The organism is Lysinibacillus sp. RC79, assembly GCF_041262405.1.
Lineage (GTDB): Bacteria > Bacillota > Bacilli > Bacillales_A > Planococcaceae > Lysinibacillus.
The window spans coordinates 30,208-44,249 of sequence record NZ_JBGCCD010000032.1; the positions used below are offsets into that span (position 1 = coordinate 30,208).

14 protein-coding genes are annotated in these 14,042 nt (G+C 36.5%); 4 read left to right on the forward strand and 10 right to left on the reverse strand.

The genetic code is table 11. The features are described 5' to 3' along the window. Positions 1 to 11: 11 nt before the first annotated feature. From ABH968_RS22300 to ABH968_RS22310, 3 genes are all read right to left on the reverse strand, one after another. Entirely contained in the window at positions 12 to 803 is a 792-nt protein-coding gene (locus ABH968_RS22300) for a DeoR/GlpR family DNA-binding transcription regulator (protein ID WP_370047557.1), read from the reverse strand. 313 nt (positions 804 to 1,116) lie between these two features. Beyond that, entirely contained in the window at positions 1,117 to 2,064 is a 948-nt protein-coding gene (locus tag ABH968_RS22305; protein WP_370047559.1) for a stalk domain-containing protein, read from the reverse strand. Positions 2,065 to 2,273: 209 nt separating this feature from the next. Next, positions 2,274 to 4,046, reverse strand: a complete 1,773-nt coding sequence (locus ABH968_RS22310) for a glycerophosphoryl diester phosphodiesterase membrane domain-containing protein (RefSeq protein ID WP_370047561.1) — start codon at positions 4,044 to 4,046, stop codon at positions 2,274 to 2,276. Positions 4,047 to 4,301: 255 nt separating this feature from the next. Between ABH968_RS22310 and ABH968_RS22315 the strand changes: the two genes are divergently transcribed. Continuing rightward, the gene (locus tag ABH968_RS22315) at positions 4,302 to 4,523 is read left to right on the forward strand and encodes a coiled-coil domain-containing protein (RefSeq protein ID WP_370047563.1); all 222 of its coding nucleotides are present in this window, start codon (positions 4,302 to 4,304) and stop codon (positions 4,521 to 4,523) included. A 392-nt stretch (positions 4,524 to 4,915) separates the two neighbouring features. Here ABH968_RS22315 and ABH968_RS22320 read toward each other — a convergent pair whose 3' ends face one another. The 7 genes from ABH968_RS22320 to ABH968_RS22350 form a co-directional block, all read right to left on the reverse strand. Further along, positions 4,916 to 6,490 (reverse strand): amidohydrolase, encoded by a 1,575-nt coding sequence (locus ABH968_RS22320; protein WP_370047564.1) that lies wholly within the window; start codon positions 6,488 to 6,490, stop codon positions 4,916 to 4,918. Positions 6,491 to 6,759: 269 nt separating this feature from the next. Next, positions 6,760 to 7,344, reverse strand: coding sequence for a biotin transporter BioY (locus tag ABH968_RS22325; protein ID WP_370047566.1), 585 nt, complete (start codon positions 7,342 to 7,344; stop codon positions 6,760 to 6,762). A 147-nt stretch (positions 7,345 to 7,491) separates the two neighbouring features. Continuing rightward, positions 7,492 to 8,154 carry a TIGR04104 family putative zinc finger protein gene (locus ABH968_RS22330; RefSeq protein ID WP_370047568.1) on the reverse strand — a complete coding sequence of 221 codons (663 nt, stop codon included), beginning with the start codon at positions 8,152 to 8,154 and terminating at the stop codon, positions 7,492 to 7,494. Further along, positions 8,141 to 8,656: a sigma-70 family RNA polymerase sigma factor gene (locus tag ABH968_RS22335; protein ID WP_049666144.1), complete on the reverse strand. Its 516-nt coding sequence runs from the start codon at positions 8,654 to 8,656 to the stop codon at positions 8,141 to 8,143. The genes ABH968_RS22330 and ABH968_RS22335 overlap by 14 nt, the downstream gene beginning before the upstream one ends. A gap of 449 nt (positions 8,657 to 9,105) precedes the next feature. Next, positions 9,106 to 10,554 carry a tetratricopeptide repeat-containing diguanylate cyclase gene (locus ABH968_RS22340; protein WP_370047570.1) on the reverse strand — a complete coding sequence of 483 codons (1,449 nt, stop codon included), beginning with the start codon at positions 10,552 to 10,554 and terminating at the stop codon, positions 9,106 to 9,108. Positions 10,555 to 10,858: 304 nt separating this feature from the next. Then, positions 10,859 to 12,073, reverse strand: a complete 1,215-nt coding sequence (locus ABH968_RS22345) for a hypothetical protein (protein ID WP_370047572.1) — start codon at positions 12,071 to 12,073, stop codon at positions 10,859 to 10,861. Beyond that, positions 12,066 to 12,572: a sigma-70 family RNA polymerase sigma factor gene (locus ABH968_RS22350; protein ID WP_370047574.1), complete on the reverse strand. Its 507-nt coding sequence runs from the start codon at positions 12,570 to 12,572 to the stop codon at positions 12,066 to 12,068. The genes ABH968_RS22345 and ABH968_RS22350 overlap by 8 nt, the downstream gene beginning before the upstream one ends. Before the next feature lie 116 nt (positions 12,573 to 12,688). On the opposite strand from ABH968_RS22350, the gene ABH968_RS22355 reads away from it, so the two are divergent. The 3 genes from ABH968_RS22355 to ABH968_RS22365 all read left to right on the forward strand — a co-directional run bounded on the left by ABH968_RS22355 (position 12,689) and on the right by ABH968_RS22365 (position 14,014). Then, the gene (locus tag ABH968_RS22355) at positions 12,689 to 13,129 is read left to right on the forward strand and encodes a MerR family transcriptional regulator (protein ID WP_370047575.1); all 441 of its coding nucleotides are present in this window, start codon (positions 12,689 to 12,691) and stop codon (positions 13,127 to 13,129) included. Next, positions 13,116 to 13,469 carry a DUF4260 domain-containing protein gene (locus ABH968_RS22360; protein WP_370047577.1) on the forward strand — a complete coding sequence of 118 codons (354 nt, stop codon included), beginning with the start codon at positions 13,116 to 13,118 and terminating at the stop codon, positions 13,467 to 13,469. The genes ABH968_RS22355 and ABH968_RS22360 overlap by 14 nt, the downstream gene beginning before the upstream one ends. 215 nt (positions 13,470 to 13,684) lie before the next feature. Continuing rightward, entirely contained in the window at positions 13,685 to 14,014 is a 330-nt protein-coding gene (locus tag ABH968_RS22365; RefSeq protein ID WP_370047578.1) for a YrdB family protein, read from the forward strand. The last annotated feature ends 28 nt before the right edge of the window (positions 14,015 to 14,042 follow it).

The window sequence follows — 14,042 nt, forward strand, 5'->3', positions numbered from 1 at the left end:
TTTCCACCTTCCTATACGTTGACGTCTTCCAAAATTTCACTTGCAATTAATAACTCAACCTTTTTTTGGGTTAATCTTTCTTGCCATTGTGTAGAACTTTTTTCATCTGTTATTATCATGGAGACGTCTTCCAAATGACAAATATGTGCAAATGCGGAGACTCCAAATTTTGTGTGATCCGCTAAAATAATCGTATTTTCAGCACGTTCAATTAATTTTTTAGAAATCGCTGCTCCGCTAATATCATAATCTGTAATTCCATCATTCAACGATATTCCCCCAGCAGCTACAAATGCTTTATTTGCCTTTAATTGATTGAAAAATAAATCAGCTAATGGACCACCCATAAATTTTTGTCTTTGCTCAAACTCACCTCCCGCAAAAAGGACCTTACCCTGAAAACATTCTGCTGCTAATGATAAAACCGGTAGAGAATTCGTCACCACTATTACATTTGGTTTATCACTTAAAAAGCGAACAATTTCATAGGCTGTTGTACCATGACCAATAAAAATAACGTCACCGTCTTCCACAATATTAGCTGCAGCCTTACATATTATTCTTTTTTCAAAGTTGTTGAGTGAGGTTTTCTGCTCGAATGTCTGTTCAAACTTTTCTTTAGCCTTCACAGCACCTCCATAGACTTTGTGTAGGAGCCCTTCCTTTTCTAATCGGTCCATATCTCTACGTATAGTCTCACCTGAGACGTTTAATATTTGTTCTGCGTCACTTACTTTTACTTTTCCATCTAAATTTAAAATATCTAATATTACTTTTTTTCGTTCCTCAAATGAAAGGGACATTCGCAATCACTCCAAACCAATAATAGAATGTAACAAAATCCACAAATCCAAATCAAAACACCTGTTTTTATGTGGATTTGTTTTGAATTTTAAATAATCACTCAATAAAAGTCAATACAGAAAATATTAATTTTTCTAATTTTCTAATATTTATTTCTTCTTAAATCTATATTTTGCTATAAAACGGAACTCCCTAGTTATTTTAGAATAACTAAGATTTTCTCCAAACACTCATAATTCCAAATCAATACAACCAAATAAGCACGAAAAAACCCCTTCATAGCATAATGCCATGAAGGGGGTAAACAACATTTTATTTCATTAATTCTTCAACAAATTCAACTGGTACATATGTTTTTGTCGGTTCTAATAAAGCTGGTGCTACTTCAAAATGACGAAGTGCTTTATTATAGCCATATTCTTTTTGACCACGTGTAATTGTATAAGATAATGCGCCTTTAGAAATAATTGCGCCTTTTCCTGTTGATTCTACTTTAAAGCCTAACTCTTCGGCAATTAAACGTAGTGGTACCATTTTAGTATCTTCAACTTCATAAAAGTCATTGTTAATAATTTCTTGTACAGCAGCTTTAGATGGATCCACTTCACCCGGATCAACCTCACCTGGCTCTTGTGCAATCGTATCTAAAACGACAACTTTTGAAGGTGGAGTTTGTGCTGGGATACTCATTGTTGCAATTGTATAGAACACTAGTAAATGTTGTTCTGCTAAATCCTCAGCCTTTACTTTTTTACCAGACAGGCTAAGTAATTCCGTTTCTTTACCAACATTTAGCTTTAACGTGTTATCAGTATTCACTAGTTCTTTATTGAAAAAGTCAACTTCAACAGTTCCCATTTCTTTTGTTTCAACAATAATTACTTCTGGGTTATATTGTGGTGGATAAATCATTAGCATTGGCTTATTTGCATACGTGTAAGCCGTTACTTTATCACCTTTTTGTAGTTTAACTTCTTTACCAGTATTATCGAAAACTAGTGTATCGTCATTTACGACAAAAACATTTGTATTTTCGCCTTCTTTAACAGTGTAATATGTTGAATCCTCACGTTTTTCAACGTTCTCAATTGTTCCAGCTATTTTAATAAAAATAGGTTGAACTTGCGGATTTTGTTCATTATTATCAGTAGCGTTCGTCACAACCGCTTCTCCTTCTTTTGCTGATGCAGTTGGAGCTACTACAGCGCCCCCGATTAATAATGCTGACATGGCAAATGGTACGACTTTCGTCATTTTCATAAAAAAGCATCTCCTTCATTTCACGAATTCAATGTAGTAGTCGGTTATAAAAGAAAAAGGTTACAACATTTCCAACATTTTTTTCATTCACCTAAAAAAGCCGTGATTCTTTTACGATGAAGAATCACGGCTGTCACTCTAACTGTGTGGATCGGTTCGCGGGTATTTCTCCATGCTTCGCGCAGGTAATTGCATTAAATCACATAAAATTAAAACATGAATTGCAATAGATTTAGTATACGCTGTAAAAAGTATTCACGCTCATTTTGCTTTTTTCGTATATCCAAAGCTATATCTGGGAGATCGGTAATGACTCCATTGACATTTTTCCGAATAAATTCTTGTAATGATCGGTCTTTATTCAATGTCCAGACAAACAGATCAATCTTTTGTTGCTTCACCTCTGCAATTAGTTGATCTGTTACCCATGATTCCTCAAGGGAAATAAAATCAACTGTTTCATCCATAGGCCCGATATTTAAAGTATAGACAATCCCAACACGTAAGTTCGGCGCCAATTTTTTTAACTGTGTCATCATTTGTGGATCTGATGATTGCACATAATACGTATCGAGCACCTTATAAGCCTTTAGTTTTTCTACTAACTTGGGCAATATATCTTCCGTTTCTTTACCATGAACTTTCAATTCAATTAGTAAGGAAACATTTAGAGTTTTTGCTACTTCAATAAAATCATCTAAAGATGAAATTTTGTCGTTAAAGCCATTAGCATGAATCGTTAATGTCTTTAATTCTCCGAGCGTCATATTGGCGATAACACCATTTTTACCAGTTAGTCTTCTTAATGTTTGATCATGAAATACAACGAATTGTCCATCTTCTGTTTGCTGAATATCGATCTCGATTAGATCTGCACCTGCACTTGCTGCACTGACAAGACCACTGATCGTATTTTCCACATTACCCTTCGTGTAGCCACGATGAGCAATAATTTTGGTGTCTGGTGCATAGACACTTTTCTCTAACGAAATAATATTCATCACACTTAATACGATAAAAACAACCAAAACGATGAAAGACAATGGCTTATAACGCCGTTTCTTAAATTTCGGTGTAAACCTTGACTTGCCTAAAACAGATGTATTATAGGTAACAGCCACCATTACTTGTGAAAACATTGCTTGCAATAAACTAAATAACACCACGAAGACCATTTCTAAAAAAGCAAGCGTAATCCCCGCTGTGACAAGTGCCACGCTCGGTATCAAACGCTCCAAAATATACAATGGCAAGGTGCTTATAATCGTAATTCCAAGCATCACAAGCATATAAACTGTAACAAGCATGGCTAATAATCCAAGGAGTTCAAACAAGCCCCGCTTTGAAAAACGCCAGCTCTGTATTAATGAACGAAATATTGATATTTTGGGCTGGATTGTAAAAATCGGCAACGCCAAAATGCTACGTATCCCCACTATTACTAAAACAATTGCAACAGCAGCATAAAGTAAACGGCCAGAACGACTGCTCATTATTTCATCTGTCAAAAAATGTGGAATAGACATTGCTGGAGTGAACGTTAGTGGAAATATAAATGAAGCTAATGGCAATAAAAGGGCAATATAAATTATTAAAAAAATAACTTGAATACTAAAAAAATAAATAACCTTACGATTGAGCTGCTGCCATATGTGTAGATATCGATAGCGAATTCCCCGTTGTTGATAATAGGCCATTAAAAAAAGAAAGCCCATTTCATAATAAATAAATAGCAACATAAGCATGATCAAAAAAATAATCATCACGATGACAAAGGGATGTACCATAAAACTTTGAACATTTTGCCTAGTAATATGTGTATAGCCCGTTACTCGCAGCATTAGCTTAAATACGATAGCCATCATAGGAACAATTAATAAAAACTGAAATAATTTAATCAGGGCGAAAACCTGTATATAATCGATGCGATACATATAAATATTGTAGATGGTTTGTCGCATTACTTGTCCCGCTTTGTGCATTTACTCACCCCAGTCATACCTATCGTATCCCCTATCTTAAGCATCTTTACGATTTTTATAAGCTCTTTCCTATATGATATGTAAATCCAATTATTTCAAATTATCTTTAGCTCTTGAAATACAATTTGTCCCATATAATATGCGAGAAAAAATGATAAGATTTCTGTATTTATGGTGTCTATAAATATTTTCTTGAAACTTTTTTGTATGTAACTCGGTAAATAATAAAATCGATACAAATAAAGGGGGCTAATAATGATGATACAAACAATGTTTAATCTTGGTGATATTATTAGTACAACCGTACTTTTTGTCATTTTCCTAGCGATATTTTTCGTGATGATTAATACGATTAAAAAAATGAAATCGACTGCTCCTTTGCCTCCTCAAGAAACACTTCAGCAAAAAGTTGATGATTTAACAACACGAGTGAAAATGCTAGAGCATCAAGTGAAAGATTTATCAGAAAGACGGTAACTTCTTAAAAGATTATTGTTGCATGAAAAAACGCTGTAAAGGTTATTCTTTACAGCGTTTTTTCAAGTTCTTATAAAAATATTATGTCAATGAAATTAGGATGTTATTAATGACTCTATGGCAAAGCGAGGGTTGATTTACGTTACGACTGGGCGCTTTCCTGGGGGAGTTCGACGAGTCGCTTGGGCCGGTTGTACGAAAGCGTAGCGGCTGCACAGGTGTTTTATATCCCTTTTTTCAATACTACGAAAAAAGCTACTTTGTTTGCAAAATGCTGTATGGTAATTTTATTTCGCCATCCTCGGCATAATTGCGTCCAACTCGGAGTGAAAATCAACCTTTGTTTATTGTTACACATTATTTGTTGTCGACAAGCTAAAACGCTGTAAGGTTTATTCTTTACAGCGTTTTTCATAGACGATACGGCCATCAACAACCGTATAAGCGACTTTTACTTGTGGAATATTTTCGATAGCTATCGTAAAAAGATCCTCTTCTAGAACAGTGAAGTCTGCTGTATAGCCCTTTTCAATCTTACCTCGAACATGGTCTTGCGCTATTATTTGTGCAGCTCCTACAGTATAGAGTCGCACTGCCTCAAAGCGTGAAACTTTCTCCTCTGGACCGTAGCCGTTATGAAATTCCCCAAAATTCCGTCTTGTTACTGCAGCATATATACCATGTAAGGGATTTGGTACCTCAATCGGGGCATCACTACCACCTGCAACAACTAATCCACGATCTAGCAGCGATTTTAATGGGTGCAAGCCTTTTGCTCGTTCCTCCCCTAGTCTAGCTAGTTCTGCCTCATACTCTCCCTGCACAAATTGAGGCTGCATATCCACTGCGACAGGCAACGCAGCAAGTTTTTCTAAAATACCTTCATCGACCAAGCTACAATGAATAACACGATCTAATTGACCTTCGCGAGGCGGATGGGCGGCAAATACCTTTAAAATTGTTTCAATGGCTAAATCTCCAATGGCATGCACTGCCACTGTTTGTTCATGCTGACGTGCAAGTTGAACATATTCCTCTAATTGTTTAGTTGAATGTACGAGTATACCGCAATTGCCTGGTTCATCACAGTACGGTTCACGAAGAGCAGCAGTACGTCCTCCAAAGGCACCATCGACAAAAATCTTCATGGCACCAAACTCTAAATAAGGAGAAGATGTTTCTTCCATCTTGGCAACTTCTTCAAATACCGTGTGGTGTTGTAATAAATGAACTTTAAACGATTGCTTTGTCTCAACAATCTTTCGAAAAGCATGTATTGGTTGAAGCGGCGGCCCGTAATAACTTAAATCCTCAGAATGACCACCCACTAAGCCATATGATTGCAAGGATATTACCGCCTTTTCGAGAGCATCCTCAATATACTCAGGCGTAATATGAGGCATATGGTTCACAATCATATACAATGCTGCATCTTTTAAGACTCCTGTTAGGTGTCCATCCACCATATCAATGACGCCACCTTCTGGAGAGGGTGTGTCCTTTGTTATTCCCGCAAATGCTAGCGCCTTGGAATTAGCCAAAATTAAATGATGGCAACTGCGCTTAATAATTAAATGTGCTTCCCCTAGAGCATCAAGCTCCACTAATGTTGGGAAAACAGGCACTTCAAATTGTGTCTCATTAAGCCCTATCGCGATGATCCATTCATCAGTGGGAACTTCTAGCATCCGTTCACGAATAATTGCCAGTAGCTCGTCCTTACTTCTGACGTTCGATACATCAATATGCTTTAATTTCTCCCCGTAGCCAATAATATGTAAATGACTATCGACAAAGCCTGGATACATCACATTCCCTTGTAAATGTTGAATAGAAGTAGCATGTGGCGACAAGCTATCTACCGAGCCTGTCGCCACAATTTTTCCTTCTTTTACAAGGACTGCTTCAACTGTTTCGCCAACTTGCGCCATCGTGTAAATTTTTCCACCTGTCCATAACGTTGCCAAAACAATTCCTCCTATGCTATTGCTTCTAATCAATTATGCCTCGGCATAATTGCCGCTGTCGCTACGCTTTCGCGCAGATAAACAATGCGTCCGGAATCGGCTTTGTGCTTAGGCCTGCGTGATGCAGGTCAGTTAGCCGTTATCGCATGGATGCGATGATTTTAGGCTAACATCCCCTTAGAACTCCTTTCCGATTCCGTGACATCCGCCGGAGGCTTTGGGCCAACGTGATGTTGGTCACTCAGTCGTTGCCACAGGACGTGGCGTTCTTAGACTGAGTTCCTCTGTTCAGCGGGTGTTTGGAACCCGCTGAAAGAAATTAAATGTGCTCGTTCTAAGCGACGGCGAACAATTACGCCAAACCATGCTGCCAGAACAGCTTTCACAATACCTACAACGATAAATGGTACCGCACCACCCATAAAAGCAGCTGTCCAAGTTAAATCTCCGACAATTTTTAACCAAGTCGTTCCAAACGCCAATGTCACAACCATTCCAATGATGTTCGCAACAATTGCGTGGAAAATTGTAAGCCCAAATTTATCTAAGTATAAGCCCATTATAATTGCCGTAACAAGGAATCCAACAATATAGCCACCTGTAGGACCAACTAAAATACCCAATCCCCCTGACATACCGCTAAATACCGGAAGACTAGCTGCACCAAGTAAAATATAAAGCAATACAGATAACGTACCAACTCTTGTCCCTAAAATCGTTACGACTAAGCCTACTGCTAATGTTTGTCCTGTAATTGGAATAAGTGGTAGCGGAATCGTTACTTGTGCAAGAACAGCAATAATCGCTGCACCAAATGCCGCTAACACATAATTATATGTACTACTCTTTTTCAAACTAAATTGCCTCCCTTTGTACGTTAACTCAATGTGTAAATAAGTTAACACAAAGATAAAGCAAATAAAAACTGTTGTCAATCTATTTTGAAATATTGGTATAAAAAAAGAAATTGCTATAGTAAACTAGCAATTTCTCTTCACAAATTACCAAAGCGGATCATTGATAGGATCATCTTCTTGCAAATCAAAGACATATGGTGCTAATAGACGATAATAAATAAAAACACCAGCTATAAAGAAAATCATCCCAATAGTAATATTAACAAAAACAAATTGCATAAAAACCATAAGAGGAAACGGAAACGTTAAAATGCCACTCATTTGCATAGATTTTTTTGTACGATATTGTTTTTTTCCACAATAAGGACATTCGAGTTGTCCATTTTTTCGGTACATTTTTCGAGCTTGCTTCTCTGACCAAGTTTCCCCACACTCAACGCACACCGGTAGGCCATATCCTTTCTTGATTAACACACGTTTAATAATAAGAGAAATCCCCACCATGAAACTAAAAATCAATATACCTTTAACGAAATCGTATTGTAAAAATGTCCATATACTCCATGTATCCGCTTCTTGCTGTAAGCTAGCTGCCTGATGACTTCCTGAATTTTTATTGTGTGATAATAAATAACTAAAACCAATGACAAAAATCGTAAACGTTGCAAGCACCACACGATATTGCCACGGACTACTTCTTCTTTGTTTAGTTTTACTACGAGCTTTTTGGGCAATTGCTTGTTTTTTCTCATCTGTAAGCTTTACATCCCGAAGTTCATTTAGCACATCTTCTTTAAATTGATTCATGGCGTAACACCTCCCAATCATAGTCACCGATTGCTGTTGCAAGTTGCTTTCTAGCACGCTGTAATCTTGTACGTATTGTTGCTTCTGGACAACATACGAGCTGTGCAATTTCCACTGTCGTCATATCCTCAAAATAATAGAGAATCAGTACTTCCCTATATGCCACAGATAATGTAAACAAAGCTTCTACTAGCTCTCGTTTTGTGGACTTCGCAAGAAATTCTTTTTCAGGCGTGACCGCTGTCGTACGCCCTGTTATTTTTTCAAAGAGTGTCAGTCGTTTACTTTTCCAGCTACGCAAATAATCATGGCTTCGATTGACCGTCATTTTCACTAAATATGTACGTAATGATGATTCTTGACGAAATTGCTCCTGCTTTTGATAAAAGGCGATAAACACATCCTGCACAATGTCCTCAGCTGTTGCTTCATTTTTCACATATAAATAAGCAACCTTTAGTAAATAGTCACCGTGCTCTGCAATAATTTTTTCGATATCCATTTGTTGTCCCACCTTCTTTCTAAACTACTGACGGATGCCACTTCATTTCCGATTCATTTTATTAAAAAAATTTTTAAAAGAAAAGAATCTGCAAAACTCCAACGTCTATTCGTTGAAATGAAGCAGATCCTTTATGATTGAATCAATTATGCCTCGGCATAATTGCGTCCGGAATCGGCTTTGTGCACGCACAAAGAACTCCTTTCCGATTCCGTGACATCCGCCGGAGGCTTTAGGCCAACATGATGTTTTTTGCGCGAAAGCGTAGTGCTAACGTAGCGACAGCAGCATGATGTTGGTCACTCAGTCGTTGCCACAGGACGTGGCGTTCTTAGACTGAGTTCCTCTATTTCAACGGATGTTTGGACACCCGCTGAAAGAAGTTAAGAATATTTCGCTGAATAGAACGCTTACATTTTAATATTCTCCAGTATCAACATCTGACTAGGTTATTTACTATTTCCCGCATCACTATATTGATTAAAGACCGTGATTTGGTTACGACCGTTGCGCTTGGACGTATACAGTGCTGTGTCCGCATTATGGATCAACTCTTCGACCGCTGTAATCTGGCCTTGATTGTTTGTACTTACGCCAATACTAAATTCCAATTGAACGGTCTCATCATTGATTGTTAAAGACATAGAGTTTAATGTTTGATAGAGATTTTCCGCCATCATTTGTACAGATACACCTTCCTGTAATTGACTAAGAACAATAAACTCATCTCCGCCAAAACGAGCAACTATCGACTCAAATTGTTGAAAATAGTCTTTTAATTTAGTAGCAGTAATCGTTAAAGCATCATCACCAAATAAATGACCATTTGTATCATTGATTTCTTTAAAATGATCTAAATCAATCATCATTAATGCTAATTGCTGATTTTCTACTGAAGCTTTCTCTACCATTTTCTCTGCATTCTCATCAAAATAGCGTCGATTATATATATTCGTTAATGGATCAATGAAAGAGGTTTTTTCTAATTGTTTCTTCTGGTCATTATACTCCATCTCAAATAACAAATGAGTATAATTCTCTTTTTGTATTTCAAGTAAAATGTTAATATACTCCTTTTGTATCGAGCATAATACAATTTTATTACCTTGCTCTTCTATTAGCTTCACCAAAGAATTATAGATAGTTTGAAGCATAGATAAATCATTATTTTGTAAGGCATAGTGCTTCGACTTTTGGTACAAATCAATGGCCTCGCCAATGCGTCCCTGCTTTTCACAAAGCAAAGCATAGGCATTTATAACCTCCAATTGTACCTTGGAATAAGGTGGTTTCTGAATCATTGTTAGCAGTTCTTGCAATAATTCATCTGCCTCATCAAATTCCTCCAACCAAATTTGTGCAACAGCTAAGTTTATTTTTGAATAAATAATCCCTGTATAAGGATTTTCATGCTTTTTCTCAAAGAAATTAGCATAGTATAAGCTCTTTAATGCAAAATCCCTCGCTTTTTGATAGTTCCCTAAAGAGTTTTCTAAGTCGCTCAAATTATTATAAATTTTCCCCATACTATCTATATGTTGAATACGCTCAGCAATCTTTAGCCCCTTAATCATAAACTCTCCAGATTTCTTTAAATGGCCCAATGTCCCCCAATAAATGGCGGCTAAAATATAATGATGGATTAAATCGATATCATCACCATATTGAAAGGTTAATTCGCGATATTGCTCAAGCACACTAATGGAAACTTGCAAATCACCTGTTTGAAAATAGCTTGCACAGCTATAGCGTAATAACAGGATTGCTTTTTTATACATACCAAGTGCAATAGCACTTTCAATTGCGACACTACTTAATTCTATATATTCTATAAAGCGATTCGCATTATACAATTCATTTAGCGTAATCCATAATTCTTCAAACTCCTGTGTGTTCATACCGCCCCTCCTTATATTAACCCCTACTTCTTTAATACTATCTTTATGCGCATAATATTACAATTCCTCAGACTCATTTATTTTCAAATTTATGAGTAAATTTAACCTCAAAATAAAAATAAGTGATTCATTTATCCTAAAAAAATGTATATACCTTCAAAAATCACTCTTTTTATATGGAAAATATTTATAACAGTACAAAAACTATAAGTCCCAGGCAAATAAAAAACAAGTCTCTTCTTTAAAGAGACTTGCTGACTGTCGTAAATGGAATGAATATAAATTACTTTATGCATACAAGCTATTAAGATTCTTCAATACCTAATATCGCCTTTAACTCTTCTGATCTTTTTTGACTAAGATGTACAATACCGTAACCCTCTTTATACACATAAAGTGATTGACCGTAACTAACCCAGACATCTACACGAACTCCCTCTAGCATAAATGAATAATCTGGAGGGCTTTCCATATGTTCAGCAAGCTGCCACACTGTTTGTCGAAAGAATTGAGTGACTTCCTGTTCATTTTGGATGTTGAGTTTAGTAGTAACTGTGACAGTTGGTTCACTAATTTCCACATTGTTTAATACGCCGTAGTGTGTGACAATTCCATTTTCATCAATTGACTGGCTACTATTTGATTCTAAACTGACATAATCTCCTTGATGTACGGAAAAATCATCCATAATCGGATACCATGTAGCTTTTGGGTACTTTTTCATGATTTGCTCTTGAGAAAGGTTTTCTAAGTCCTTCGGAACAACTCCTTCAACAAATAGAAAAGCATTGGATTCTACCTCTACATTTATGACTGTTCCCATATACATAATTCCATGTGAGCTACTATAATAATTCTTGATGCCATTTTGTTCCTCAAACGTTTTTGCTTGCTCTGCATAATGTTTATCAAAATAACGGAGAGCATCTTGAGTGGCTAATTGTTGTACTATACCTTTCGGGAAAGTAGGATATTTTTCTTGATATAAGGTATCAAGCTTTTTGTTAGCTGCATACATCGGTAACAACGGTTCCAAATACTTCTTAAAATATTTTTCGACTCCCTCTTCTTTAAAAAGCTCAGCATATTCAGGTATTTGTTGTATCCTAACAAGCTCGTCATAATGCTCATTTCTCACAGCTTCTAGCTCTGCCTCAGAATAATGAAGACCAAGTAACTTCGCATAATAATAAATGGCAACTACCTTCTTATAGCGTTCAAATGCCTCTTTTGAGTAAAATTCCTCGTCTTGTTTGCCCCAATTGATACGTGTGATTTTTTCAAAATGAGTAAGCTGTGTATCGTTAAACATGTTTGCCGATTGTTTCGTTTCCTTATTTAGTAGCTGTTCCATGACAAATCCAACTAAGCAAAACGTCACAATTGCTGTTAAAAGCGCGAAACGAATGGGCTTTTTAGCTTTGACAGCCTGCTGCTGTAAGACACGTTTTTTGACACGCTCTTTACTCTCATCCATATCCCCTGCTACTTTCATCATTTCCTTTTGCCATTCATTCATGTCCAAGCACCTCCCATTCTTCCTGCTTTAAATGAGACTTTAAGGCTTCTCTTGCCCTTTTTAACCTTGTTTTCACAGTGTTTTCTACAATACCTAGAACTTGTGCGATTTCGGCAATCTTCATTTCTTCATAATAGTAAAGGATGATTGGCTCTCTATATGTTAATGGAAGCTTTAATATAGCTGCCCCAATATACGATCTTTCCTCCGCTTCAATCAGTGTAGCGCGCTGTATGTTAGCCTTCACCGGAAATATTCTTTCTTGTAAAATTAATTTTTTATAATGCCAGCTTTTTAAATAATCTTTGCTTTTATTTATCGTTAATCTCGATAAATAAGCACGTAGCTGTCCACGTTCCTCATAATCATGCTGTGAAAATTTTATAAAAACTTCCTGCACGATATCTTCTGCTGCGTGCCTATTTTTCACGTAAAAATAGGCGAGACGCAATAAATGCTCTGCATGTTCATCCATAATTTTTTCAAGTATGCCGTCCACCTCCCCCTCTTACACTATAAACGACTGTCAATAAATGACCGTTTCACTTCATTTCAAAAAATTGTATTGACCTTGGAGCATACTCCAATGTTAGGATAAATTTAGGAGGTGCTCACATGCATATCAAACAATTTGCAGCTAAGTATAATTTATCTACTGATACCGTACGTTACTATGAAAAAGAAGGGTTACTACATCCAAATAAACAGGACAATGGCTATCGCGTGTATGATGTCATTTGTGAACATACAATAAAATTTATTTTAGTATTAAGACAGGTTGGCTTTACATTACAAGAAATCAAACAGCTTCTTACACTAGAGCAAAAGCCCATTTCAGATTCTTGCAATCAAGAAACAGCTCAGCTTTTCTCTACAAAGATCACCCACATTGAGCAGCAGTTATTTTTTTATCAGCAGGCACTACAATCCTTGCAGCTCACTCAAACATTATTAGCTGAAGGAAAATACGCGGAAAATAAATTGGTCATCGGTTCCCTGATCGAGGATATGTATAATAAATTACAAGAAGGAAGTGGTCATCATGAAACTACGTAATATTATCTCATTGGAATATTTACTAGCATTTGTAGGAAGTGTATTTTTCTACTGGCATTTTGAATTTTCGTTCCTATATTTTGTATTGCTGTTATTACTACCTGATATAAGCATGTTAGGCTACATTGTAAACACTAAAGTTGGCGCGTTCTTTTACAATCTTGGTCATAGTTTAGTTGTTCCGGTCATTCTCTTGATTATAAGCTTTGTCACTGTATCAACACCGCTACTAATGGCCTCTATTATTTGGCTAGCCCATATATTCTTAGATCGTGCACTAGGCTATGGTTTAAAATATGATGAAGCCTTTACTAAAACTCATTTACAACAAATAGCTTAAGTTAGACGTTGCTATTTTATCGGCGGTTTTGATAGTTTTATCAGCGATTCCGGTACTTTTATCAGCGATGTTCGGCGTTTTATCAGCGATTTTTGCACTTTTATCAGCTATGTTCGATGTTTTATCAGCGATGAACGTTTTTATCAGCATTTCTGTTCACTTTATAAGCGTTGATGTTTACCTTTTCAAAAATCAATTTTTATAGGAGGGATACTATGGTGTTGAATTTAGTTCTTCGCTTTTTATTAGAAATTTGTGTGTTAATGGCTTATGGATATTGGGGTATACAAACTGGGAAAGGCATGTTCTTCAAGCTTTTACTTGGCATTGGAGCACCCGCTTTGTTCGTAGTTATTTGGAGCATGTTCGGTTCACCTAAAGCAACATTTCCATTGAATGGGACTTTGCATTTTATGCTTGAATTTGTGATATTCTCTTTAGCCGTCATAGCTCTGTATGCTACAGGACGAACACAATTAGCTACTATATTTGCCATACTAATCATCATTAATCAGATTTTATTGTCCGTATTTCATCAACGCTAAAAAATCCACGTTATTAAAAGTGGATTTT